Source organism: Pleionea mediterranea (assembly GCF_003148745.1).
In the GTDB taxonomy this organism is placed as follows: Bacteria; Pseudomonadota; Gammaproteobacteria; order Enterobacterales; family Kangiellaceae; genus Pleionea; species Pleionea mediterranea.
This window is the reverse complement of record NZ_QGGU01000009.1, coordinates 100,640-124,816: the sequence shown is the minus strand read 5'-3', so window position 1 is coordinate 124,816 and position 24,177 is coordinate 100,640. Positions and strand designations below refer to the sequence as shown.

Genomic DNA, 24,177 nt, shown 5'->3' with positions numbered 1-24,177 from the left:
CCTACAGGTGGTTGAATTATGATCATGGTAAGAGTATGATCCGCGTCCCCCTAACTGGGTGGATGGTGTTTCTGGACTAAGAGCACAAATAATGGTAATGGCTCCCCGAGAAATAGCGATCCACGTGAAAAGAGAGATACAACAATGAAACAAGGTATTCATCCTAAATATGAAACCATCACTGCAAATTGCAGCTGTGGTAACAAGATTGAAGTTGGTTCGACACTTTGCAAAGACATCTCTTTAGATGTTTGTTCTGCATGTCACCCATTCTTCACTGGTAAGCAGAAAATTGTTGATACCGGTGGTCGAGTGGATCGATTCCGTAAGCGTTTCGGTGCTCGAAGCAGCAAGAAATAATGCATTAACTGATCGGTTAATGACAAAAAAGGCGCTCATTGGAGCGCCTTTTTTTTTGCTTGCTAACTTCGATACGTCATTATTGTGGTTAGCAAACTTTTAAGGTTTCATCAGAATTAAAAAATATCTTCTATCTCTTCATCCGGCGAATTGGTTAAGGTATTTTCCGGCTCTTTTTCAGGCACATATTCAGTGCGGAATATTTCAAAGATAGCTTTTTCAGTACTGCTATTGGCCAGCTTTCCTGTTACCGGGTTAATACGTGCGGTCACTATACCGTCAGGTTGGGGCATACTGTTTTCTGGTTTACCCGCAAGAGCCACTTCCATAAATTTTTGCCAAACAGGAAGCGCTGCACGTCCACCCCATTCGCCATTACCAAGTGCTAAAGAGTAGTCGGCAAAACCAACCCAGGCCGACGCTGCAATATCGCCATTAAACCCAGAAAACCAGGCGTCTTTTGCATCATTGGTGGTTCCCGTCTTTCCGCCTATGTCGTTACGTCTTAGCAAAGGGCTACCACTGTTGTTCAAAGTGCGCCATGCGGTACCGCGATGAATAACGTCTTTCATCATGGTATTCATAATATAGGCGTTGCGTTCATCAATGACTCGCGGGGCTATTTTATCTTCATCAATGGGTAATCTGGGTAAGGCCATCAGTTCATCAGTATCTAGGTTGTCTGTTGGCGTATCAGTGAGTTCATCAATTACTTGTTCGGATGATTCGACTTCAGCCCGTTGCTCCAGCTGTTCTTCGCATGACTTGCATACCTGAACGGGTTCTGCGGCAAATAAAACATCTTCATTCGGTGTTTCTATTTTTTCAATAAAATAGGGCAACACTTTATAGCCGCCATTGGCGAAGATAGCGTAGCCTGTTGCCACTTCGAGCGGGGTAAAACTTGCGCTGCCTAATGCTAACGAGGTGTAGGGCTCCATGTATTCATCTGGAAAGCCAAGTTTGATCAGGTAATCTTCTGCAAAACTTGGGTTAATGGCGTTCATCAGTCGGACGGAAATGGAGTTGTTTGAAAAACGAAGCGCATCACGTAGGCGCGTGGGTCCTTTATAGCGGCCACTGTCATTTTTCGGTCGCCAGAAATCTTCAGCGGTTATGTCTTCTTTTACGAAGGGGGCATCGTTTAATACACTGGCTGCGGTGTAGCCTTTTTCCAATGCTGCCGAGTAAATGAATGGCTTAATGTTAGAGCCCGGCTGCCGGCGAGCCTGAGTCACCATATTAAATTGATTCAGATTAAAATCGTAACCGCCAACCAACGCACGAATTGCTCCATTTGATGGATTAACGGCAACAAAACCACCACTGACATCAGGGACCTGGCTAAGCGAATAGGTTTTATCCTCATTGGCTTTTACCCGGATAATATCGCCTGGCGATAAAATGTCTTCGGCAAGCTTTGGCTTTTTACCCTTAGCACTGCTGCTAATAAAGGGTGCTGCCCAACTCATGGACTCCCAGTCAAGCGTATGTTGGCTACCATCGGCGAGTAACACAACGGCGCGTTGTTCAGCGGTTTCGGTGACTAACGCGGGTTGCAATTCGGTAATCACTGGTAAACTTTTTAAAATATCGACTTTTTGTTCAAGCGATTTTTCAGAAAAGTTTTCAATGACCTGCTCAGGACCTCGATATCCGTGCCGTTTGTCGTACTCTTGCAGGCTTTTTCTCAGTGCACTTTGTGCCGCTTTTTGCAGTCGGTTATCGATGGTTGTATAAATACGATAGCCATTGTTATAAGCGTCTTCGCGGCCAAAGCGGTCGATCATTTCGCGGCGAACCATCTCGGCAACGTAAGGGGCCGATACCGATAAGTCGGTTCCGTGTTTACTGGAATGGATTGGTTGTGCAGTTGCTTCATCAAAGCTGGCTTGATCAATGTAGCCTTCTGCTAACATTCTACCTAACACATGGTTTCGTCGAGCTAATGCATTTGATGGGTTGGAAATGGGGTTATAAATAGATTCACCCTTGGGGATACCGGCAAGTACCGCTACTTCATTCAGCGCAAGATCCTGAATGTCCTTACCATAATAAACTTGTGCCGCAGCGCCAAGACCATATGCGCGATGACTAAAGTGGGCTTTATTTATGAACAGCTCCAAAATCTGATGTTTACTGATTTCGGATTCTATCTTCCAGGCCAGAAACATCTCGCGGAATTTTCGGGTAAAGGTTTTTTTGCGATTTAAATAAACGTTACGGGCAACCAGTTGTGTAATGGTACTTGCACCCTGGCTGCGGGTTCCTGTTGTGATATTGTTCACAAATGCACGCATTACACCCCAAAAATCCACTCCTGAGTGCTCGTAAAATCGTTTATCTTCTGTTGCAATAAGCGCATCAATGAAAGTTTGCGGAACTTCGTCCAGCGTAACTGGAATTCGGCGCTTATCGCCAAATTCGGCTATTAGCTCGCCGTCGTTACTATAAACGGTCATGGGGGTTTGTAATCTTATCTCGCGAATTGAATCCACGTTTGGCAAGTTGGGGCCAAGGTACAGGTAAAGACCTGCAAACCCCATAAATCCTGCGATTGCGATAAGTATCACAAAATATCCGCTTTTAATTGATGCTTTCAGTAGATATTTCATAGGGCAGAAACTATATATTTAGTGGTTAATTGATAATTTTGACACAGTATATCGTTTAATAGTTGCTTCTGAATATTTTTTTTGAAAAATAGGTGAAATATCTGGTAGTTAGCGCTATTATTTAATGTGAATACACATGTAAATGGTGTAAATATATAAAGTTATAGGAATTTTACGCTTATGCTGGCTCAGCTATTTGGGACAAAAAAGCCTTCCGTGGTTGGGTTGGATATCAGTTCAACCTCTGTGAAGCTATTAGAATTGGGGCGTGTGGGCTCTCGTTATCGAGTAGAAGCTTATGCGGTAGAACCATTACCACAAGATGCCGTTTCCGAACGTGAAATTCGCGAGCCGGAAGCCGTGGGAGAAGCGATCAAACGTGTTTTGAGTCGTTCGAAGTCCAGTATTAAGAATGCCGCAGTAGCGGTTGCTGGGTCGGCGGTTATCACCAAAGTTATTCAAATGGATAAGAATTATTCTGAAGACGATATGGAAAGCCAGATTCAGGTGGAAGCGGATCAGTACATTCCTTACCCCCTTGAAGAGGTTGCCCTTGATTTTGAAGTTATTGGCGAGTCTGAAAAAGCACCTGATAAAGTTGATGTCCTGTTAGCAGCCTCTCGTTCAGAGAATGTCTACAGTCGAGTAGACGCCGTCGAGCTTGGCGGACTTGAGACAAAAGTGGTTGATGTTGAAGCTTATGCCATGGAGCGAGCTTTCGGTTTACTGGAGAATCAACTGCCGGATCAGGGAGAAGGCAAGATAGTCGCTATCGTCGATGTTGGCGCAACTATGACTAGCCTAAGTGTTCTTGAAGACTTTAAAACAATTTATACCCGCGAACAGGTGTTTGGCGGCGCGCAACTGACAGAAGAAATTCAACGTCGTTATGGCTTGTCTTATGAAGAGTCAGGCATGGCGAAAAAGCAGGGCGGCCTACCGGATGATTATGAGCCTGAAGTATTGGAACCTTTTAAAGAAGCGGTGATTCAGCAAGTGAGCCGGTCATTGCAGTTTTTCTATTCGTCGAGTCAATACAGTGAAGTGGATCATATCGTTTTAGCCGGTGGTTGCGCCGTAATAGATGGGCTGGAAGATATGCTGGAAGAACGACTGGGTGTTTCCGCCTCAATCGCTAATCCTTTTGCGGATATGTCCATCGCCAATCGAGTAAATGCGCAGGCGCTCAGTGTTGATGCACCTTCACTGATGATTAGCTGCGGATTAGCTTTAAGGAGTTTTGACTAATGGCACGTATTAATTTACTTCCTTGGCGCGAAGAACTCCGAAAAGAAAAGCAAAGGCAGTTTCTCAGTATTTTAGGATTGGTCTTTGTGCTTGGTGTAGTCGTTGTGATGTCTTATAAATACACCGTTGGTATGCAGATAGAAGCTCAGGTTCAACGGAATAATTTCCTCAAAGCAGAAATTAAAAGCTTGGAAAGCCAAATTAAAGAGATTGAAAAGCTTGAAGCGGAACGGCAACAACTGATTGATCGCATGGAAATGATCACCAGTTTACAGCAAAGTCGACCTAAAATTGTTCATATATTTGATGAGCTGGTTAAAGCCATTCCTGAAGGATTAAACCTCAAGTCGATTGAGCGGAAAGGAAATCAGTTGATCATAGAAGGCTCTGCTGAGTCTGCGCAGCGAGTGACTTCGTTTATGAGAAAAATTGATAATTCTGAATGGTTTAAAAATGGTAATTTAAAAGATATTGATTCTGATAAGGACTATGGTGCTGGACGCAAAGCCTTCTCACTAACCGTCGACGAAAAGTCTTTAAAAAGTGACAAAGATGAACAGGGGGCTGGGTCATGAGTAGCTTGCAGGACTTTAATGTCAATGACTTAGATTTTAATAATATGGGGGTTTGGCCGGCTCCTGTGAAAGCTATTGCAGGTGCGATTGTTTTTGTGCTGGTTTTAATTCTTGGTTATCAATTGTTTATCAGTGATGATGAAGCGCAATTGGAGCGAGAGAAAACTGCAGAGAAACAGTTAAAGCAGTCATTTGAGACTAAACAGCGAAAAGCTGTTCATTTAGAAGCTTATAAAAATCAAATGAAAATGATTCAAAGTTCATTTGAAGCATTGTTAAAGCAGCTTCCTCAAGGCAGTGAGGTTGCAGGTCTGGTTGATGAAATATCTTACGCCATTACTGGAGCTGGTCTAGAACTTGAAAACATTTCTTTAAAAGGCGAAGTGAGTCGGGAAATTTATTTTGAGGAGCCTCTGGAAATTATCGTGTCAGGAAGTTACCACCAGATAGCCGATTTTGTCAGTCGTGTTTCAAATATGCCTCGAATCGTCACGCTCCATGATTTCAGTATAAAACTGACTGATCGGGATGTTTTTGGCTCCGAAGGTGAAAAAATGTTGGTGATGACTGTGACTGCCAAAACTTATCGCTATGATGAAACAGGTGAGGAGTAGTTATGAGTTTAAGCAAACCAAAAATTCTAGCCTTGTCTGTTTTTAGTTTTATTTTAGTAGGCTGTGAGTCAAATACTGAAGATTTAAGGGATTGGGTTAAACAAGTTAAAGCAAAACCTGCAGGTCCAATTGAACCTATGCCGGAAGTTAAGCAAACCCCTTCTTTTGAGTATTCTGCTTCGGATTACCGTAGCCCATTTGCTGAGCTTGAGCCAGAAGTTGAAAGTGAGCTTCAGGTGATAGCGGAGGGATGTGACGCTGCAGTGCAACCGGACCCGAATCGTCGACGTGAAGATTTGGAACGCTACTCCGTTGACTCCATGGAAATGGTTGGTGCCATGTCGAAAGATAATATTAACTGGGGATTGTTAAAAATGACTTCAGGTCCTTCGAGCGGCAAAGTTTTTAAAGTGTCTAGTGGTAACTATATTGGTGTTAACCATGGAAAAATTGTTGATATCAATGCATTTAGAATTGTTGTGGAAACGCTGGTTCCTGATGGGCAAGGTTGCTGGGAAAAGCGTGTGGTTAATTTGGCATTAAATGAATAACGATACATCAGGAGAATAAACATGTTGTTTCTTAAGTCTGGGAAACTGGCGATGAACCAAGCAGTCAATAAGATGATCCTGTTGGTCGTTATGTCAATGGCGTCGCTAGTAATTCACGCGAATGAGTTAAACTCGGTTGATTTTAATGTGTTACCGGGAGATAGAGTTGAACTAAGATTTTCAATGACAGAAACCCCTTCAACACCGAAGGAGTTTTCAACCGTTAATCCGGCACGAATTGCATTGGATTTTACTAACACCAGTGTCGCACTTGCGAATAAATCATTGCCTGTTTCTGTTGGAGCTACTCGTAGTGTTACGGCAGTTGAAGCGCAAGGGCGTACTCGAGTAGTTATCAACCTGGTTGAAAGTGTCCCTTATGATACCCGTATAGATGGAAACGATTTTGTGGTGACCATAGGTGCGTACAAATCAGCAGCAAGTGATGCACAAAGTGGTGGTAGTACGTCCAGCGATAACATGTCACAGCAAACAGCAGTTTCTCAGAGCTCTAAAAAAGAAATCACCGGGATTGATTTTCGTCGAGGAGAGCAGGGCGAAGGTCGTGTGGTAATTGATCTTAGTAATCCGAACATTGGAATCGATCTTCGTCAGGAAGGTCGCGATGTTGTTGCAGACTTTGTTGGCACTGATATTCCTCAGAGTTTGATTCGCAAATTGGATGTGGTTGATTTTGCAACGCCAGCGCAAATTGTTGAGACCAAGCAAGTTGGTGGTAATGTCCGGCTGACCATTAAAACCTCAAACGAATTTGAGTTTTTAGCTTATCAGGCCGATGATATTTACACTATTGAACTTAAGCCTCTTACGCCTGAAGAAGTTGAACGTCGCCGTTTACAAGAACCACAGTACACGGGCGAACGCATGTCGCTAACATTTCAGGACATCACTATTCGAGCGGTCTTACAGTTAATTGCAGACATCGCTAATGTCAATATGGTCACCAGCGATACCGTCTCTGGCTCTATTACTTTGCAATTGCAAAATGTTCCTTGGGATCAGGCATTGGATATCATTCTTAAAACCAAAGGCCTAGATAAACGTAAAAACGGTAATGTTTTACTGATTGCGCCTGCAGATGAAATTGCAGCGCGTGAAGCTTTGGAATTGCAGTCTGAGCAGCAAATTGAACAGTTAGCACCATTACGAGGTGAGTTTGTTCAAGTGAATTATGCCAAAGCCGCAACACTTGCTGAAATTATACAGGGAGACAAAACCTCATTCTTGTCTACCCGAGGTAGCGTTATGGTGGATGAACGTACCAATACCCTAATGGTTCGCGATACTGCTAAAAAGCTCGATGAAGTTCGGCAACTTGTTCGTACTCTGGATATACCTGTTCGCCAGGTTATGATTGAGTCTCGTATAGTTGTCGCCGATGACGGTGTTGGTCAGGATATAGGGGTTCGATTTGGTGTAAGTGGAATTGCGAATAGCGGCGAGATTGGTTATTCGGGCACTAATGATGGCGCCGTAGACTTTCGAAATAGTATATTTGATGCAGATCCCCTTTTTGGTGGGGGTAGAACGCTTAATGTAGGGCTTCCTGTCTCTTCACCAGCAGGCCAAATAGGTATGACATTTGCCCGATTAAGTGATGGCATCATTCTGGATGCTGAGCTATCTGCATTAGAAAGTGAAAACAAAAGTGAAGTTATCGCATCTCCCAAAGTAGTTACTGCCAATCAAAAAGAAGCTTATATAGAAGCGGGTGAAGAGATTCCTTACCTAGAATCATCATCAGCAGGCGCTACAAAAATCAGCTTCAAGAAAGCGGTGCTTTCTCTAAAAGTTACCCCTCAGATTACACCGGATGATCGTATTATTCTGGACTTGCAAGTCAATCAAGACACTCGTGGTGAAGATACGCCTTCGGGGCCAGCCATCAATACTCGTGAAGTCGGTACACAAGTACTGGTTGAAAATGGTGAGACCGTAGTGTTAGGTGGTATTTATCAGCAGCGAAAAAATAAAGATGTGGTTAAAGTGCCACTGCTCGGTGATATTCCTGGTTTAGGCGTTTTATTCCGAAATACCTCAGAATCCGAAGCTAAGTCTGAATTATTGATATTTGTTACTCCAAAAATCATCAAAGAAGGGGTAAGATAGAGCCTCTATATCGGTGCAAGAGCCCGCTTTCGCGGGTTCTTGTTGTTTTAAGAGGTGAAAAATCTTATATATCAATAAGATAGGATAGTTAATTTTAAACAATGAAGAACAAACGAAACGTTTTCTTAGTCGGTCCCATGGGGGCTGGAAAAACTACTATTGGTAAACAGCTTGCTGATATCCTTAAATTAGAATTCATTGACTCCGATCAAGAGCTTGAACGTCGCACTGGCGCGCCAATTGATTGGATTTTTGATCTTGAAGGCGAAGAGGGCTTTCGCGAACGAGAGCAAAAAATTATTGAAGAACTCACCTCGGAACAAGGTATTATCTTGGCAACCGGCGGTGGCGCGGTTATTCGCAGTGAGAACCGACTGCATTTAGCGGGTCGTGGTGTAGTAATATATCTGGAAGCGTCAATCAATCAGCAGGTTGAAAGAACTCGTCGTGATAAACGTCGTCCGTTACTACAAAATGATGACCCTGAATCAACCTTGGTTGGTTTGATGGATGAGCGGGATCCGCTTTATCGCGAAATTGCTGATTATGTTGTGGCAACTAATGATAACACCGTAAAAGCTGTGGCGAATCAAATCGCTGAGCTGGTACAGCAAAATTAGTACGAATTGGATTATCTAGAAAATAGTAAAAATGGATTAGCTGAACATGAATCAAGTAACTGTTGATGTTGGTTGTCATCGCTACCCCATCCATATTGACAGTGGCCTGATTGCTGGCAAAAATTACTACTCACCCTTTATTCATTCCAGTCAGGTATTAGTGGTAACCAATGAGACGGTCAAACCACTGTATCTGCCAAAGCTATTATCCGCGCTCAATGATTATCAGGTAGATGTATTTACGATGCCTGATGGCGAAGCGTTCAAATCATTCGAGACATTTCAGTCAATCATCGAATTATTAATTGATAACCAGTTCAGACGAAACGCAACCATAATTGCCCTTGGCGGCGGTGTCGTGGGTGATATTTCAGGATTTGCAGCAGCTTGCTATCAACGAGGCATTCCATTTATACAGGTACCAACAACATTACTTGCAATGGTGGATTCATCCGTTGGTGGTAAAACGGCGATTAATCACCCTCGTGCGAAAAATATGATTGGTGCTTTTTATCAGCCAGAAGCGGTTATTGCAGACTTAGACTGTTTAAAAACATTGCCTGCAAGAGAGTTTGCTGCTGGCATGGCGGAAGTGATTAAGTACGGTTTAATTTATGACTTTGCCTTATTTCAATATTTAGAAGCGAATATTGACTCCATTAAGTCTAAGCAGTCTGAGCACTTACAAACGATTATTGCTCAATGTTGTTCAATTAAAGCTGAAGTAGTTCAGCAAGATGAAAAAGAAAAAGGTATTCGAGGTATTTTAAACCTTGGGCATACATTTGGCCATGCAGTAGAAAAAGCCGGTAACTATCAACGCTTTCTACATGGAGAAGCCGTTGCTATAGGAACATGTATGGCATTTGCTTTGGCAAAAAATGACGGGCAGATATCGAATGAATACTTTAATCGTGTCATTGATTTATTTCAGCAATATGATTTACCGACATTCTTAAGCGATGATTACTCAGTGGATGCGCTGATTGAAACAATGAAGCATGATAAAAAAAATAAAACTGAGAATATAACGCTTATTATTCCACTATCAGAAGGGGCTGTTGAAATTACAGAGCGTTATTCATTGGATGCGATTCGAAACGCTATATCGTCACGGCTTAAAAAATAATGTCACAGCCAGAAAGCTTTTTTCAGACACTAATAGACGCCAGCCAACAGGCCGAGCACAAGTCGTTATTGACCCTGAAAACACAGGCCATGATGCTGGAGCGACTTGAGCATTTTTCTCTCTATTCCGATCGGTTAGTATTTATTAGCGGTGAATCAGGTTCTGGCCGCTCTACATTACTTAAACTGTTTCAACAAAGAGTTCCGGATACTATTTCGGCAGTACATGTGGATTGTACGAAGCAAGACTGGTTTTCCGATGTGTTAACAAACTGTGGCTTGCATTCCAAAGCTGGCCAGCAAAGTTTTCAGTTCGGTTTATCGCAAATTAAGTCTGATAAAGAAGTTGCTTTGCTTCTGGATAATGCAGATGAACTGACCATCGATCAAATTGAGTTGCTGGCAGAAAAAGTAAAGTCGGATCATTTTCACTGTGTGTTAAGCGTCGATCAACACAGTAAAAACTTACAATGGGGCTATGAGTATCCTAAGCGGGTCGTTTTATTAAAAGCAGAACCATTAGCGATTGACGAAAGCCGCGAGTTGTTAGCTTCCTCAATAAACTTGCCCAGTTCGCAACTGGCTTTATTACTTCCCGATGATAAATTGAATGCTTTAATTAAACAGTCAAATGGCAATCCGGGAACACTGGTGACACAGGCTACTGAACTACTCGAGCAGTCCTCACAGACACGCATAACCAAAAAGAGTGCTCACAAGCCGTTAGTGTTAATGGGTTATGGATTATTAGCACTACTACTGATTTCTGTGCTTATCTTTCAACAGGAAATCAACCAGCTTATTTTTAGTGATGAAGTATCGACTTCCACTGCCGAGACCACAAGTTCTTTCGATACCAATAAAATAGTAAAGAACACTGAACAAGATAATATTGAAGCACTGACTGATGAACAACTTGCAGAGTCGTCATCGAAGGATGATGTTTTTGCATTAACCCCAGTTATCGAATCTACTTTAGATAATACTAAAGATAGCAAAGCTGGAGATACCAAAGCAGAAGATAGTAATAAAACTGAGATAGAACAATTTGAACAAGAACTTTTATTAGAGGCTGAGTCGGCACAAGCGGAGTTAAACAACACGATTCAGCAAACAGAAACAGAGTTGACCACATCAGATGAGAATAAAGTTCAAAATGAATCAGAGTCAACAGTGACTGAGAATAATCAAACTTCACCATTAAACGATTCTGTTTTAAATCGCACTGCCGAAAATAATTCAGCAAATGATAAAAGCTCAAAAAGTATTGAAGCCGCAAGCAATAAGCAATCAGTGAATAACTCAGTTACTTCGGATGCTGAAAATATAAATCAGAAGGCTGAGCCAGAAAAAGCAGGCGATGCAAATGAAGCTGAAATTAAGTCCACTGAGCAAGTGAAAGAAGTAAGCTTGGTGTCTGGCGAGACAAAACGTAGCTTCTCCGCTGAAGAAGCCTACTTGCTGTCACTGGATTCAAGTATGTGGGTGATTCAGCTATCGGGTTTTAGTTTGCTCGATAATGCGGCGGACTTTATGCAGCAGCATTTTAAAAGTGGCGAGCTGCATTTTTACCGCACTTTAAGGGATGATAAAGACTGGTATGTGGTCATTATGGGGCCGTTTTCTGATAAGGCTGAAGCCGCTCGTCAAAGAGCACAACTGCCAGACACTCTTGCAAAAACTCAACCCTGGTTAAAACCTATGAGCAGTGTAAAACGGGAAATACAAGCCAATTAAGCGTTAATAGCGGTATAATAGCCTGTAGAATGCTTTTAAATAATCAGCAGGGATAGTGTAAAATAGCCCCAAATTTATTTTGGAGCAATTTTGTGAGCCCGTTAAAGAATGATCGTTATATCCGAGCGGCATTAAAGCAGCCTGTCGATTACACTCCCGTCTGGATGATGCGCCAAGCTGGCCGTTATCTTCCCGAATATCGGGCGTTAAGAGCAGAAGCCGGAAGCTTTATGGCATTGGCCACCAATCCTGAATTGGCCTGTGAAGTGACTCTGCAACCGTTACGTCGTTTCGAGCTGGATGCAGCAATTCTATTTTCTGATATTTTGACCATTCCTGATGCGATGGGTTTAGGGCTTCATTTTGTCACAGGAGAAGGGCCAGCATTTGAGAAGCCTGTCAGAACAGAACGAGATGTAAACAACCTTTTTGTGCCTGATCCTGCCGATCAACTTAAATACGTCACCGACGCTGTTTCTACAATTCGTAAAGCTTTGAAGGGTGATGTGCCCCTGATCGGTTTTTCAGGAAGTCCATGGACATTGGCAACCTACATGATAGAAGGTGGGCCGACTAAGAATTTCTCCATCATTAAAAGCATGATGTATCAGTCCCCAGAATTACTGCATAAAGTTTTGGATGTGCTGGCTGATTCAGTCATTGTGTATCTTAATGCCCAAGTAGAAGCCGGAGCCCAGGCGTTGATGATATTTGATACCTGGGGCGGTGTATTAACGCCACGTGATTATCAGGCCTTTTCACTGCGTTACATGCAAAAAATAGTGGATGGTTTGCATCGTGAATACAATGGTGAAACGATCCCGGTTACCCTGTTTACTAAAAATGGCGGCGACTGGCTCGATAGCATGGCGAATACAGGATGCGATGCATTGGGCGTCGACTGGACTACCAACTTAGCGGATGCCAAAGTTACAACAGGTGGTAAAGTGGCCTTGCAAGGGAATATGGATCCTTCCATTCTGTATGGTTCTGCAGAGCGCATCCGTGAGGAAGTGGCAACCATTTTGGCCAGTTACGGCTCAGGGCCGGGGCATATCTTCAATCTGGGTCATGGTATCCATCAGACGGTTGAGCCTGAAAATGCCAAAGTGTTTGTCGATGCGGTTCATGAGCTTAGTCGTCCTTATCATAAGGCTCAGTAAAGTCCGTTATTGAATGATTATCGAGTCCGAATTTCAGCCGGCAAAAATGCTGGCTAATCGACATGTTCAAACATTGATTGGCCCGTTGCTGGTCTCAGTATCTCAGCAGCCGAAAAATTGGTCTGAAATAGCGTTGCCAGACGGCGATTTCATGGAAATTGCTTGGTTTGGTTCTGATAATGGCCCTTTGTTGCTGATCCTGCACGGACTTGAGGGCAGCTATCGATCACATTATATTCAACGGGTGATTAAGCCTTTTATTATCGCTGGTTGGCGTATCGCTGTTGCTCATTTTCGAGGCTGCGGTCGTAAAATTAATGCTCGCTCGCGCAGTTATCATTCTGGATCCAGCGATGATTTAACAGCAGCCATCGAACATTTGCAGCAGAGCAGACAGTTACCAACCGCTATATTGGGCTTTTCGCTCGGCGGCAATGTGTTACTGAAATGGCTTGGTGAAAATCCCGATCAGCAAGTGGTTAAACGGGCAATGGCGGTTTCGGTACCCTTTAAATTAGACGTTTGTGCAACGTCTATAGGACGTGGATTCAGTCGTACCTATCAGAAACATCTGATTGGCATATTAAAAAAGAAAACGCGAGAAAAACTGTTACTTCAGCTGCCGGGTCATCAAATTGATGAGCCTGACTGGCGATCCATCAATAATTTCTGGCAGTTTGATCATTTGGTCACGGCACCCTTGAATGGCTTTAATGGTGTTAATGACTACTATCAACAAGCATCTAGTTACCAATTTTTGCCGATGATCAAAACGCCAACATTGATATTGCAAGCGCTTGACGATCCTTTTATGAGTCCAGAGGTACTGCCTGAAGAGGCTCAGTTAGGCCCGGGTATAACGCTGGAACTTAGCCAGTTCGGAGGCCATGTTGGCTTTTTCGATCAACTTCCTCCACACAAGCAGCCCTGTTTTCTGGGGCAAAAGGCGTTTGCGTTTTTAACCTGCCAGTGATATCCATATAAATGCATTGATATGCACTAGAGCGTGTTTATCTTTCGTTCTTTGAGATGCAGTTGAATAGCGACTGGAAACCATCTGCTGCAAGCAGCTACAATTTAAGCGAGTCGGATAAGTTGGATACAGCCAAATGAAACGTACAATTTTATACCCGGGTACCTTCGATCCAATCACCAATGGTCATACCGATCTGGTTGAGCGAGCCACACGCCTGTTCGACAAGGTTATCGTTGCGATCGCAGAAAATCCGGGCAAGAGTCCTTTATTTTCATTAGAGCAACGGGTTGATATGGTACAACGGGCAACTGCCGGTATGGGAAATATAGAGGTTGTGGGATTCGATGGATTGCTAGTGAATTTTGCGGCCAAACATAAGGCAGATGCGCTACTAAGAGGTATACGCGCGGTGTCTGACTTTGAATATGAGTTTCAGCTGGCGAGTATGAACCGGCGACTAGCCCCTGATCTGGAAAGTGTATTTTTAACACCCGACGAAACCAATACCTTTATTTCTTCAACTCTGGTTCGCGAAGTCGCGCGCTATGGCGGTGATATAAAAGACTTTGTACCGCCTTATGTAGCTGAGTTATTGGCACAAACGTTTCGGAGTGACTAGGCTGAGAGTGTACGGGAGTTGCAATACGGCGTAAGCGAGTTACAATACGCGCCCGCCGGTGGTATGAATATAAATTGAGAGGGTTCTTATGTCCTTAGTAATTACTGATGAATGCATTAATTGTGACGTTTGTGAGCCCGAGTGTCCGAACGAAGCGATTTATCAGGGTGAAGAAATCTACGAGATCGATCCTGACAAGTGCACCGAGTGTGTAGGCCATTACGATGAGCCGCAGTGTCAGCAGGTGTGCCCGGTAGACTGTATTCCGCTTGATCCTAATAACAGCGAAACCAAAGATCAGTTGGTAGCCAAGTACGAAAAGTTGACCGGTGAAACATACGCGGAGTAACTTTTGTTATTTATCTCGAGTATGGATTGTTCTTTAGGTGTTGTATTTGGCTGAATATTCGATGATAAAAACACTAAATTAATGTAAAAAAGGCGGGTTCCCGCCTTTTTTATGACTGAAATTTTTTAATGAACTGAAAAATTTAATCAGCAGTTACAGCTTACCGTCAGTTGATATGAAACGGTTCCAGCTCAATATCCACCACATGAAAACCTGCCATGGTGATTAGGCCTTTATATCGGTGCTCGCGGGTTGAGGTAAACTCAAATTGAAAGTGGCGAAACCAATGCCAGTTGCCGAGTTTGTCTTTCGTTGGTCCTTGCTTAATTAGCGCAATAGAGCCATCCAGCAGCTCTACGTCGGATTCATAACAACGATTAAGCACCGCTTGATAGGCTTTGTCTTTAATTTGTTGGCTGCGCCACCAGACATAAGCCAGTAACACTGCACCCAATATAAAAAGCAGTTTACCCATTAAATAGAATTATTCAGGAAGAGTTGAACAGAACGCCAGTAAGACCGGCGTTCTGACAGGACAATTAGCGAGAACTTTCAGGAAGACGGGCAAGAACGGGTGTTTGAAAACCACCATCTCTCACACCATCAATCACCGCCATAACAACTTCGGTATTAGCTTGCTCGTGAGCTTGTACCACCACAACGGTTTTGGCGTTAGCGGCCATTTTTGCTTCGATGTTAGCACTCACCTGACGCGGATCAATGATACGGCCTTCAAAACGGATTTCACCAATGTCGGTAATTTCAATGGCGACCGGTGCGTTTTTGGAGTCGGTATTTTGAGTATTATTATTGGATGGACGCGTCATATCGAGGCCATCTTCTTTAGTAAAGGATGTTGTAACAATAAAGAAGATCAACATGATAAATACGATATCAAGCATGGGCGTCATATCGACATTTGCATCATCATCATCGTGGCGATGTCTACGCATTGGAGTACCTTTTTGTTTAAATATTACTCAATAGGAGTTATCTGTCTTCGAACTCCGCAATATAGCGGTTCCATCTGGTTAAGTCCAGATCAATCCAGTACAGCGGAGTGTGTTCTGGTCATTAATTCCGCTGTTTAGACCAGTCAGTCTGGGCAAGAATAAAACCATAAAACTTAGCTTATAACGGTATAAACGGTCAGGTTTGGCATCTGGGGCAATAAGCGGTGGCCCGTTGCTCCTGACGAATGCCCTTAATAACGCTTTTGCAGTTCCGGCATAACTCTCCCTCACGTCCGTAAACCATTAATTTTTGGGCAAAATATCCGGGTTTACCATCACTTTGGGTAAAGTCTTTGAGCGTTGTTCCGCCCTGTTTAATCGCAGCGCTTAATACTTGCTGGATTGTTTCAGATAAATGATTGATGCGCGGCTGGCTAATTCGATTGGCGGCTCGGGTTGGGTGGATCCCGGCTAAGAATAAAGATTCGGCAGCGTAGATATTACCCACGCCTACTACAACCTTGTTGTCCATTATCACCTGTTTAATGGCGGCTTTACGGGATTTGCACTGTTGATACAAATAATGACCGGTAAAGTCTGCTGACAGAGGTTCAGGGCCCAGGTTAGCCAGTAACTTTTGGGCAACCGGCTCATCGTGCCAGAAACAGCTGCCAAAGCGACGCGGATCGGTAAACCGTAACGCTTTGCCTGAGCTTAATACCATATCGATATGATCGTGTTTTTGTGCCGGTTCATGTTGATCAATAATTCGGATGCGGCCTGACATACCAAGGTGCAGCATTAGCTGCCCATGGTCAAAATTAATAAGTAGATATTTGGCGCGTCGCTCAACACTGTTGATGGTATAAGACACTACTTTTTGCACTAATGTGTCCGATACCGGCCAACGCAAACGACTGTCTCTAACATGAAATGCGGTGACCGTTTGTTGAATTAAATGCGGTTCAATACCGCGCCGTGTGGTTTCTACTTCTGGTAACTCTGGCATAGTAACTCTAGCATAATAACTCTGACATAGTGGATTCTATTGTTTACTGATTTTATTGAGGCAACCATTTGGTCAGTAGTGCACGGGGAAACAGTAAGCTTAATTGTTTATCCGTGAGCAATATATCATTGGTCATGGCATGCCCGGCTGTCGAATTCGGACTGTGCGTTTTATTTTTTTCTGTCTCGACAGCCTGGTAGGATAACTTGGGGCGATCAGCCAATTGCAGCTGCCAAAATTGTTGGTGATTTGATGGTTCCGTTTGCCGTGACTCCTGTAATTCCAATGGTTTAGGCTGCAGAGTGATAACAATGGATAGCACTACCGGTGAGTTTTTTTTCGATAGCCAGGCCGTTGGCTTAAATGATTGCCAGTGCTGTATTAATTCAAAACATTCACTTGTGCTGAGCAGTTGTTGACTTTGTTGGCACTGTTGATTGGTTTGTTTAACGTGCCAATTACCAATGCGAAGTTCTGTTAGATCCGCAAAAGGCGTTTCCACTGTGGCTGCCGGAGATTTATCTTCCATTAATTTACCGACCACGGTAAACAATAAAATCATAAATGCTGTAGCAATGATAATGACATTAAGCCACAACCGTTGCTGATTTACCTTTTTTGTTTGCGCCATAATATGACTCCTGATAATAACAGCAGTAATGGTAAAACGAACGGAATAAACCAACTTATTAAGTGGTGCGCCAGTGGCGTCAGTTTCAGATAGCGATCAACTGGCTCTACCAGCGTTGGCATTAATTCATCCGGTGTCTGGGTTAGCCAGTAAAAGATATTCAGTGCCAGCTGTTTATTATCGTAATTATTAATCGCCATGTCTGATAAAAAGTGGCTATCACCCGCAATAACCACTTTTTGTTGCCGAACACCCTGGTTTCGCTGTAAGGCAATTAATGTTTGAAACTCACCTTGCAGCTCACCCTGTTGTTCGTTAAAAGCCATGTTTTCCTGTTCAGGCTGAAACTCCGTCCAGCTATTAGGGTGGCTGGTGAGTAGTGTTTGCTGATGCCATTTAGTAGTACCTTTCGTCAGCGGAACAAGGGCACTGCTCCAGGGAAACGCAACCAATGTTTTTAGTGATTGATTAATCGGGTGATCCGTAAACGTATCGTGCAACACAATTGCCGGATGTGGTGTACCTTGCTGATAGCCTGCCGGATCAACAATCACACCGTCAAGTTTGGTAATACCCAGATAGGATTCCAGTTGCTCAAACGATATGTCTTCCGGATCGCGCAACCACAATAAATTACCGCCAGTTTGTAAATAGGTCATTAACGATTGACTGGCCGAATTCAGCCAGTCCTGACGTGAAGAGGCAATAACCAACAACGCAGTATTGTCAGGAATAGAGCCGGCTTGTTTTAGAGACAGCTGCGACAGTTGAAAACCTCTTGATTGCAATGCTTGGTTCAGTGTTGATAAATGTCGTTGTCCCTGTTGACTGATACTGGCTTCATCTTGCCCTTCAACAAATAATACCCAGTTGTCATTTCGGTGTTGCAGTACTGCCAGTGAACGCAACAAATAACGCTGCGGATGTTCAACAAAAGGGTAGTCGAGCCAAATGGTTTGTTGGTTAACGGCTGTGTTTAATCGCTGACCAGACTTGTCATTCGGGATATTGCCAATGGTAAATAAAACGCCACGGTTACTCTGACTATTGCGCTGCTGCTCTGACTGACGATTAAGAGGCTCGTGCGTAATTTTTGTTTCAGCAAAGCGGGATAAAACAGGCTGCAGCAATCGTAAATTTACTTCACGGCGAGCCGCTTCGTCGAGGCCATAGCTGGTTATTTTAATCGTTTCGGTTTGCGCCAATTGTTCCGCTAAAACGGGATGCAAAGAGTAGCGTTGATTACTCGTGGTATCGACATAATTAAGAGGAAATAAGCGTAGCGTAAACAGCAACAACAATGTTAATCCACAGGTCAGTAAAATAAACCTTGTTTTTTGTTGACTAAAACAATAACAGAGTACAATAAAACTTAAGTTAATAATCACAAAAGCCAAAATATCCTGAGCACTTAATAAACCCAGTGATAACCGATCAAACCAGTCAAACAGATTAATAACTTGAACAACATAAAAGTAATCTGGCCATTGTTGCAGTAGTTGAATGATCCAGAACAGAAACAACACACTGTAATGGATAACTAAACTGCTCAATAGTGAATTGGTTAATTGTTGCAATAACAAAAATAAGGTCATAAAACTTAATGACATTAACACCAGTGCTAACCAGTGCGTCAGGAACAGTGGCAAGTCGATGGTGGCACTGATTAATATTGGGAGTTGAATAAAAACTAGCGCTGCATAAAAAAACAGTAATAAAACCAACATGGCGTACCAGTCAGCCAGCCACAACTTAAACGATGATACCGGATAGCTACTTAATAGCCGCTGCAGGCCAGAGGCTATTCGACTCGGTCTTAACTGCAAAACAATCAAAGGTAACATCAGGAGTAATAAAAAAACGGCCAAATTATCCAGCGGCGAAAATAAAATGCCACTTAAACTTAATTGACTGGTATTGGAAGCTTGCAGCGTTATAAATTGAAAGCTGAACTGATTGCTGAATATGGCAATAACAAAACAGTAAATACTTAACAGTATTAGCCAGCGAGGGCTTTTTAACAGTTGTTTCAGTTGTAAGCGCGCGATGGATATTACCATTGCCATTCCCCACTAGCCTGATAACGAAATAATTCAGTCAAAACGGTTAACGTTTTACCCGACAATAAAATATTAGAGTCGTTCTGCAGTAGATATTGATTGAAGTTCTGCTCTTGCTGAAAACCAATAACTTTGTCATGCAGTAAAGCATCTGTTTCGTTAATTTTCGTATTGTTTATAATGGATGTATTGACCGCCATATATTTTATCGAGTCCAGATTAAGATCCAGAACCAGTCGGTGATCATCAATAAACAGCAAGCGCTGACAATGTTCAGCCAAGTCAACTAAATGATGACTGGCAATTAATGCACAGGTGTTATTCGTTTGCTGTTTTAATATTTGCCAAAACTGTTGTTGCTGAGTGGGATCGAGTCCATTCAGGGGTTCATCCATAATCAGGCATTCGGGTTGACTCAATAAAGCCTGTACCAGTGAAAGTCGTTGTTTTTGACCAAGAGACAATTGCTGTAATGATAACGGCAGCAATTCGCCAATGTTCAGTTGAGTTAATCCTTGATCGGCTAGTAAGTCATCCAGTGAGCGGGAAATATTTTTGCACGCTAATACCAGTGTTAAAAAGTCAGTAACCCGGTAGCCTTTATCATCAGGGAACTGATCAGGCACATAGCCTAGTTTGGATAAGTACTGTTGCGGCTGTCTGGTTAACGCACTGCCATTGATTGAGACTTCACCAGATTTTGCAGACAACTCACCGGCAATCAACTTAAGTAAAGTCGACTTGCCTGCACCGTTACGACCAATTAATCCGACACGCTGACCTTTAGTGAGTCGAAAATGATAGTGGCAATGTTGAGAAGTATTGTAGTGAAACTTAAGATCGGTGACCGTTAATGACACAGCGCAGCTTTCGGTTGGTTATTTTGCATCGATTGTCCGTAACTGATGATTAAAAATCAAGCTCGAATCCAGTCAGTGATCAACCGCACATAAAAAAGTTGACACAGGTTTAAGCAAAGAGTCATAAACAGCTTTTTAAATATACCGTAAAAATATCTTAAATATATCAATGCAAAGAGGCAGTCATTTTGTCGCACCACTTAATGGCTTCAAAATAGCACCGGTTAATTTGCTGCGCCGGAATATCGGGTGAAATGTTACCCCAATCGGCGTGCTCAAACTGAATCATGGTTTTTAAAATTAAACCGGCGTCGCCCTTATATTGCAAAATGGCTTGTTTAATGGTGTTGTCGAGTGGCAGGTCTTTGATAAGAAAATCGAGATCAACACCCATTAAAGAATCGATGCCCGAGAACAAACCTGTGGTGAAGAAAAGATCAGGCGATTGTTTTTTAAGACTTTCTGCCAATAGCTCACAGCTGCGACCTCTAATTAACAGGGTGCGTAATAATTCGGGAGGAGTATCGTCGTTTGATGAAAATGCCAGCAGTGCGATCCAGCGTTTAAGTTGATTCAAGCCTAAAAACACCACGGCTTCTTTAATGGATTTTATTTTTCTCGATAGACCATAGGCTGCTGAATTGATGATCCTTAATAGCCGATAGCTGAGTTCGGCATCTTGCGAAACCAGTTCGGCAATTTTATCGGGATCGGCATCTGGAGAATAAAGCTCACTGAGTAAACGCATCACCTGTTGTTTGTTACTGGAGAGCTGTTTTCCTCTTACCAGTTGTGGTCGTTCGAAAAAGTATCCCTGGAATAAATGGAACCCCAGTTCCATGCAACGGACATAACTGTCGTAATCTTCAACTTTTTCGGCAAGCAATTTGGCCGGACAGTTCTTTAATTGCGACAATTTACGTTCAATGAGCGACATATCGTACTCAAGAACATCCACTTTAATAAAATCGGCGTGTTGCAATAGGGGTTCAAAGTCTGCGGTAAAAGGATAGTCATCGAGGGCTATTTTGAAGCCTAACGAACGATAGCGAATAATGGCATCGATTAACGATTGATCCGGCACCACATTTTCCAGAATTTCCAGTACCACCTGCTCGGGTTGCACTGGCAGCAGTTCACTGGCCTTAATCAAATTCTCAGTAATATTAATAAAGGCTGGTACACGATGGTGCTCGGTGGCTTGTGACAGACTTGCATAATTATTCAGCAGTAATAAGGAGGTTGCGGTATCGCCACAGAGAAAGCTGGCATGGTCACTGTTGCTGCCCTGTCGATACAAGAGTTCATAGCCGTAGAGCTTGAGGTTACGATCGAATATGGGTTGGCGGGCCAATAAAATATCAGGAGCTATGATGGGTTCGTTTTGTCGCACAGCTTAAGCTCTACATCAGGGAGTTAATTAAACTTTAGCACAGGCTGACAGAAACAATAGTTAAAAAATCAGTAGGCATAAAAAAGCCCGGCAAAACCGGGCTTTTTTAGAATGCTTGGAGGCAGTTCAATTACTTAATTTTTGCTTCCTTATACATCACATGCTTACGAACCACAGGATCGTATTTTTTAAACTCCAGCTTGTTAGGAGTGTTACGCTTGTTCTTGTCAGTGGTGTAGTAGTGACCAGTTCCAGCGCTTGATACTAATTTGATTTTGTCGCGTGCACCATTTTTAGCCATGATCGATGCTCCTTACACTTTAACGCCGCGTGAGCGGATTTTTTCAAGCACAGTGTCGATACCTTGCTTATCGATGATGCGCATACCTTTTGCAGAAACACGAAGTTTTACAAAACGTTTTTCACTCTCAACCCAAAAACGGTGAGCGTGAAGGTTTGGTAAAAAGCGACGCTTGGTTCTGTTTTTCGCGTGAGAAACATTGTTTCCCACTGTTGGGCCTTTGCCCGTAACTTGACATACTCGTGACATAATTGCCTCCAAAACTACAAAAATTCGTTACTCTTCGCCTAATTCAAAGCTATATAACCGGCGAGCGAGGCATGCTTTTAACTGCATACCTGAGTCGTTAGAAAACGAGGGCGCACTTTATACCAGATGAGGAGTTTTTAAGCAATAAAAAGATCGTTTTTACCGCTCACTTGCCAGCGGCTGCTGTATTTTAAATGAGTCGGTCATTGCAAGTAAACAGAATATCCTTCTCTTTAATCTGTAAGAATTGATGTTAAGCATTGATATCCGTTTGAGCCTTCATTGAAAGCAATAGTCTTGCAACAATCTATGGTAGAGCTTGCTGGCTTGGCTCAGCTGTAGCAGGTTGATCGACTCGTTTGCCTGATGCGCCTGACGAATATCGCCCGGTCCCATCACCAATGAGGGGATCCCCAACTGTTCAAAAAAGGGCGCTTCAGTCACATAATTTGCAAAAGCATAGTTTGGATAAGAATCGTCTGCACAAGCTGAGTGATAATGTTGGCAGCCGTTAAACAGTGAGTGAGTACACGCACTGCTTGAAAAACTATTGACTGGCGGATACAGCGGCGAAAGTTGGGCTGATACCTGAAAGCATGACAATGCGGTGTCTATCGCCTGTTGTAACCAGAGTTCTATTTGCTCGGATTCAACCCCTGGTAGTGGTCTTATGTCGAGTTCCAGCGTGGCACTGGCACAGATACGGTTGACGGCATCGCCTGCGTTTAAGCTGCCGAGGTTAAGGGTTGAAACGGGCACTGAAAAACGTTCATCCTGACGCATTGTTTGCAGCTGGGTAGCCAGTTGTTGCAGTTGCAGGATTATCTCTGCCATGGCGTTTATGCAATTGGCTTGTTGCTGGTTCAGGCTGGAGTGACCGCCTTTACTACTCAGCGTTATACGATAAGCGAGGTATCCCTTGTGGCTGATCACTGGCTGCAGGCTGGTGGGCTCGCCAATAATGTTTAGTTGCGGAACACAAAGTTGTTCTGCCCGAAGCGCTCTGGCACCGACCATGGTGGTTTCTTCATCGGCGGTGATCACCAGTGAAATCGGTTGATGGTTATTTTGTGGTAACTGCTCCAGTGCCGTTATGACGGCGGCAAAAAAACCTTTCATATCGGTGACGCCAAGGCCATACAAATGGTCATTATGCCGCGTCAATTGCCAGGGATCCTGTTGCCATTGAGGCAGTTCGGCAGGTACGGTATCGCTGTGACCGCTTAACATCAGGCCACCTTGTTCGGACTTATGACCCGCACGACAAGCAATCAGATTCCACTTTTGTGGTTGCGTGTCATGGTTGTGTGTGGGCACCGCATAAAGCTGGCAATTAAAATTCAGCCTGTCCAACCGATCGGCAAGCAGCTCACAGTAAGCTTTATTACTCTGGTCAATCGCCGGATCATCGCTGCTGACAGTGTTATTGGCTATCATCTCTGTGAGGAAATTATGCGGTATTTGGCTGTTAAACATGGGTATAATACTCGTATATTCGAATTAATTAGAATAAATATGCATTTGATATTGCATATTTATTCTACGTCGTGTTACTTTAATTAGCAACGGGATCCTTATGTCTGAAAAACAGTTAAGGCAAACCGCCATTAGAGAGCTGATAGGCTCATCAATTGTTCCGAATCAGGAAAAGCTGGTTGAGCTATTGGCCGAACGAGGTTTGAAAGCAACGCAAACCACGCTTTCAAGAGATTTAAATGAACTTGGGATCTGGAAAGGACCTGAAGGTTATGTACTGGGTAACGAAGCTGCGCCCGTAAGGGCAACCAAAAGTGAACTTAAAAAAGTGGTGCAATCGTTAATGGTTTCGGCCGAATTGGCGAGCAATATGCTGGTGCTTAAAACGCAACCGGGACGAGCTCAGGCCATCGGTTATGAACTGGATAATATTAAGCTGCCTCTGGTGGTGGGGAATATATCCGGTGACGATACGATTTTTATTGCCACACGAAGTGAAGAAGACGCAATGCAATTAAAGCAAGAGCTGGAACAACTTAAAGGTTAACCTTGTGGGTCGA

General features: G+C 43.3%; 25 protein-coding genes. 14 read left to right on the top strand and 11 right to left on the bottom strand.

What is annotated here, in order from left to right:
* Window positions 1-144 precede the first annotated feature (144 nt).
* Window positions 145-360: a 50S ribosomal protein L31 gene (gene rpmE, locus C8D97_RS13045; protein ID WP_109764229.1), complete on the top strand. Its 216-nt coding sequence runs from the start codon at window positions 145-147 to the stop codon at window positions 358-360.
* Between the two features lie 116 nt (window positions 361-476).
* Here the strand turns inward: rpmE and C8D97_RS13040 are convergent, their stop codons facing one another.
* Complete coding sequence (locus C8D97_RS13040) at window positions 477-2,975, bottom strand: penicillin-binding protein 1A (protein ID WP_109764228.1); 2,499 nt, start codon at window positions 2,973-2,975, stop codon at window positions 477-479.
* 180 nt (window positions 2,976-3,155) lie between these two features.
* Between C8D97_RS13040 and C8D97_RS13035 the strand changes: the two genes are divergently transcribed.
* The 12 genes from C8D97_RS13035 (at window position 3,156) to C8D97_RS12980 (ending at window position 14,685) form a co-directional block, all read left to right on the top strand.
* On the top strand, window positions 3,156-4,223 hold the full coding sequence (locus C8D97_RS13035; RefSeq protein ID WP_109764227.1) for a pilus assembly protein PilM: 1,068 nt from the start codon (window positions 3,156-3,158) through the stop codon (window positions 4,221-4,223).
* Window positions 4,223-4,798 carry a PilN domain-containing protein gene (locus C8D97_RS13030; protein WP_109764226.1) on the top strand — a complete coding sequence of 192 codons (576 nt, stop codon included), beginning with the start codon at window positions 4,223-4,225 and terminating at the stop codon, window positions 4,796-4,798. The genes C8D97_RS13035 and C8D97_RS13030 overlap by 1 nt, the downstream gene beginning before the upstream one ends.
* Before the next feature lie 5 nt (window positions 4,799-4,803).
* The gene (locus tag C8D97_RS13025; RefSeq protein WP_280951686.1) at window positions 4,804-5,412 is read left to right on the top strand and encodes a type IV pilus inner membrane component PilO; all 609 of its coding nucleotides are present in this window, start codon (window positions 4,804-4,806) and stop codon (window positions 5,410-5,412) included.
* Between the two features lie 2 nt (window positions 5,413-5,414).
* Complete coding sequence (locus C8D97_RS13020; RefSeq protein ID WP_109764224.1) at window positions 5,415-5,963, top strand: pilus assembly protein PilP; 549 nt, start codon at window positions 5,415-5,417, stop codon at window positions 5,961-5,963.
* Window positions 5,964-5,984: 21 nt separating this feature from the next.
* Complete coding sequence (locus C8D97_RS13015; protein WP_210204942.1) at window positions 5,985-8,093, top strand: type IV pilus secretin PilQ; 2,109 nt, start codon at window positions 5,985-5,987, stop codon at window positions 8,091-8,093.
* Window positions 8,094-8,194: 101 nt separating this feature from the next.
* Window positions 8,195-8,713, top strand: coding sequence for a shikimate kinase AroK (gene aroK / locus C8D97_RS13010; protein ID WP_109764223.1), 519 nt, complete (start codon window positions 8,195-8,197; stop codon window positions 8,711-8,713).
* Window positions 8,714-8,759: 46 nt separating this feature from the next.
* A complete protein-coding gene (gene aroB / locus C8D97_RS13005) occupies window positions 8,760-9,842 on the top strand; it encodes a 3-dehydroquinate synthase (RefSeq protein ID WP_109764222.1) in 1,083 nt (360 codons plus the stop codon).
* The gene (locus C8D97_RS13000) at window positions 9,842-11,578 is read left to right on the top strand and encodes an SPOR domain-containing protein (RefSeq protein WP_109764221.1); all 1,737 of its coding nucleotides are present in this window, start codon (window positions 9,842-9,844) and stop codon (window positions 11,576-11,578) included. The genes aroB and C8D97_RS13000 overlap by 1 nt, the downstream gene beginning before the upstream one ends.
* Window positions 11,579-11,670: 92 nt before the next feature.
* Window positions 11,671-12,741 carry a uroporphyrinogen decarboxylase gene (gene hemE / locus C8D97_RS12995; protein ID WP_109764220.1) on the top strand — a complete coding sequence of 357 codons (1,071 nt, stop codon included), beginning with the start codon at window positions 11,671-11,673 and terminating at the stop codon, window positions 12,739-12,741.
* Window positions 12,742-12,754: 13 nt separating this feature from the next.
* Entirely contained in the window at window positions 12,755-13,714 is a 960-nt protein-coding gene (locus C8D97_RS12990; protein WP_109764219.1) for a hydrolase, read from the top strand.
* Window positions 13,715-13,850: 136 nt separating this feature from the next.
* A complete protein-coding gene (gene coaD, locus C8D97_RS12985) occupies window positions 13,851-14,336 on the top strand; it encodes a pantetheine-phosphate adenylyltransferase (RefSeq protein ID WP_109764218.1) in 486 nt (161 codons plus the stop codon).
* Between the two features lie 88 nt (window positions 14,337-14,424).
* Window positions 14,425-14,685 (top strand): YfhL family 4Fe-4S dicluster ferredoxin, encoded by a 261-nt coding sequence (locus C8D97_RS12980; protein ID WP_109764217.1) that lies wholly within the window; start codon window positions 14,425-14,427, stop codon window positions 14,683-14,685.
* 166 nt (window positions 14,686-14,851) lie between these two features.
* Here the strand turns inward: C8D97_RS12980 and C8D97_RS12975 are convergent, their stop codons facing one another.
* The 10 genes from C8D97_RS12975 to argE form a co-directional block, all read right to left on the bottom strand.
* Window positions 14,852-15,160: a DUF3301 domain-containing protein gene (locus C8D97_RS12975; RefSeq protein WP_109764216.1), complete on the bottom strand. Its 309-nt coding sequence runs from the start codon at window positions 15,158-15,160 to the stop codon at window positions 14,852-14,854.
* A 64-nt stretch (window positions 15,161-15,224) separates the two neighbouring features.
* On the bottom strand, window positions 15,225-15,638 hold the full coding sequence (locus tag C8D97_RS12970) for an ExbD/TolR family protein (protein WP_109764215.1): 414 nt from the start codon (window positions 15,636-15,638) through the stop codon (window positions 15,225-15,227).
* A gap of 196 nt (window positions 15,639-15,834) precedes the next feature.
* Complete coding sequence (gene mutM / locus C8D97_RS12965) at window positions 15,835-16,647, bottom strand: bifunctional DNA-formamidopyrimidine glycosylase/DNA-(apurinic or apyrimidinic site) lyase (RefSeq protein ID WP_109764214.1); 813 nt, start codon at window positions 16,645-16,647, stop codon at window positions 15,835-15,837.
* A 52-nt stretch (window positions 16,648-16,699) separates the two neighbouring features.
* The gene (locus tag C8D97_RS12960; RefSeq protein WP_109764213.1) at window positions 16,700-17,278 is read right to left on the bottom strand and encodes a hypothetical protein; all 579 of its coding nucleotides are present in this window, start codon (window positions 17,276-17,278) and stop codon (window positions 16,700-16,702) included.
* Entirely contained in the window at window positions 17,257-19,338 is a 2,082-nt protein-coding gene (locus C8D97_RS12955; protein ID WP_170115249.1) for a motility-associated ABC transporter substrate-binding family protein, read from the bottom strand. Before C8D97_RS12955 ends, C8D97_RS12960 begins: the two co-directional genes overlap by 22 nt.
* Window positions 19,332-20,198, bottom strand: a complete 867-nt coding sequence (locus C8D97_RS12950) for an ATP-binding cassette domain-containing protein (RefSeq protein ID WP_109764211.1) — start codon at window positions 20,196-20,198, stop codon at window positions 19,332-19,334. Before C8D97_RS12950 ends, C8D97_RS12955 begins: the two co-directional genes overlap by 7 nt.
* A 166-nt stretch (window positions 20,199-20,364) precedes the next feature.
* Window positions 20,365-21,591, bottom strand: coding sequence for an EAL and HDOD domain-containing protein (locus C8D97_RS12945; RefSeq protein WP_109764210.1), 1,227 nt, complete (start codon window positions 21,589-21,591; stop codon window positions 20,365-20,367).
* A 130-nt stretch (window positions 21,592-21,721) separates the two neighbouring features.
* Complete coding sequence (gene rpmG / locus C8D97_RS12940) at window positions 21,722-21,892, bottom strand: 50S ribosomal protein L33 (RefSeq protein ID WP_109764209.1); 171 nt, start codon at window positions 21,890-21,892, stop codon at window positions 21,722-21,724.
* 12 nt (window positions 21,893-21,904) lie between these two features.
* Window positions 21,905-22,141, bottom strand: a complete 237-nt coding sequence (rpmB, locus tag C8D97_RS12935) for a 50S ribosomal protein L28 (RefSeq protein WP_109764208.1) — start codon at window positions 22,139-22,141, stop codon at window positions 21,905-21,907.
* A gap of 279 nt (window positions 22,142-22,420) precedes the next feature.
* Window positions 22,421-23,617: an acetylornithine deacetylase gene (gene argE, locus C8D97_RS12930; RefSeq protein WP_109764207.1), complete on the bottom strand. Its 1,197-nt coding sequence runs from the start codon at window positions 23,615-23,617 to the stop codon at window positions 22,421-22,423.
* A gap of 100 nt (window positions 23,618-23,717) precedes the next feature.
* Here argE and C8D97_RS12925 point away from each other — a divergent pair, with 100 nt between their 5' ends.
* Window positions 23,718-24,164, top strand: a complete 447-nt coding sequence (locus C8D97_RS12925; RefSeq protein WP_109764206.1) for an arginine repressor — start codon at window positions 23,718-23,720, stop codon at window positions 24,162-24,164.
* Window positions 24,165-24,177 lie beyond the last annotated feature (13 nt).

Excerpts from the sequence above, each read along its gene's own strand:
- rpmE (WP_109764229.1), top strand. The coding sequence starts at position 145 with ATGAAACAAGGTATTCATCCTAAATATGAAACCATCACTGCAAATTGC.
- C8D97_RS13040 (WP_109764228.1), bottom strand. The coding sequence starts at position 2,975 with ATGAAATATCTACTGAAAGCATCAATTAAAAGCGGATATTTTGTGATA.
- C8D97_RS13035 (WP_109764227.1), top strand. The coding sequence starts at position 3,156 with ATGCTGGCTCAGCTATTTGGGACAAAAAAGCCTTCCGTGGTTGGGTTG.
- C8D97_RS13030 (WP_109764226.1), top strand. The coding sequence starts at position 4,223 with ATGGCACGTATTAATTTACTTCCTTGGCGCGAAGAACTCCGAAAAGAA.
- C8D97_RS13020 (WP_109764224.1), top strand. The coding sequence starts at position 5,415 with ATGAGTTTAAGCAAACCAAAAATTCTAGCCTTGTCTGTTTTTAGTTTT.
- C8D97_RS13015 (WP_210204942.1), top strand. The coding sequence starts at position 5,985 with ATGTTGTTTCTTAAGTCTGGGAAACTGGCGATGAACCAAGCAGTCAAT.
- aroK (WP_109764223.1), top strand. The coding sequence starts at position 8,195 with ATGAAGAACAAACGAAACGTTTTCTTAGTCGGTCCCATGGGGGCTGGA.
- aroB (WP_109764222.1), top strand. The coding sequence starts at position 8,760 with ATGAATCAAGTAACTGTTGATGTTGGTTGTCATCGCTACCCCATCCAT.
- C8D97_RS13000 (WP_109764221.1), top strand. The coding sequence starts at position 9,842 with ATGTCACAGCCAGAAAGCTTTTTTCAGACACTAATAGACGCCAGCCAA.
- C8D97_RS12990 (WP_109764219.1), top strand. The coding sequence starts at position 12,755 with ATGATTATCGAGTCCGAATTTCAGCCGGCAAAAATGCTGGCTAATCGA.
- coaD (WP_109764218.1), top strand. The coding sequence starts at position 13,851 with ATGAAACGTACAATTTTATACCCGGGTACCTTCGATCCAATCACCAAT.
- C8D97_RS12980 (WP_109764217.1), top strand. The coding sequence starts at position 14,425 with ATGTCCTTAGTAATTACTGATGAATGCATTAATTGTGACGTTTGTGAG.
- C8D97_RS12975 (WP_109764216.1), bottom strand. The coding sequence starts at position 15,160 with ATGGGTAAACTGCTTTTTATATTGGGTGCAGTGTTACTGGCTTATGTC.
- C8D97_RS12970 (WP_109764215.1), bottom strand. The coding sequence starts at position 15,638 with ATGCGTAGACATCGCCACGATGATGATGATGCAAATGTCGATATGACG.
- mutM (WP_109764214.1), bottom strand. The coding sequence starts at position 16,647 with ATGCCAGAGTTACCAGAAGTAGAAACCACACGGCGCGGTATTGAACCG.
- C8D97_RS12960 (WP_109764213.1), bottom strand. The coding sequence starts at position 17,278 with ATGGCGCAAACAAAAAAGGTAAATCAGCAACGGTTGTGGCTTAATGTC.
- C8D97_RS12955 (WP_170115249.1), bottom strand. The coding sequence starts at position 19,338 with ATGGTAATATCCATCGCGCGCTTACAACTGAAACAACTGTTAAAAAGC.
- rpmG (WP_109764209.1), bottom strand. The coding sequence starts at position 21,892 with ATGGCTAAAAATGGTGCACGCGACAAAATCAAATTAGTATCAAGCGCT.
- rpmB (WP_109764208.1), bottom strand. The coding sequence starts at position 22,141 with ATGTCACGAGTATGTCAAGTTACGGGCAAAGGCCCAACAGTGGGAAAC.
- argE (WP_109764207.1), bottom strand. The coding sequence starts at position 23,617 with ATGTTTAACAGCCAAATACCGCATAATTTCCTCACAGAGATGATAGCC.
- C8D97_RS12925 (WP_109764206.1), top strand. The coding sequence starts at position 23,718 with ATGTCTGAAAAACAGTTAAGGCAAACCGCCATTAGAGAGCTGATAGGC.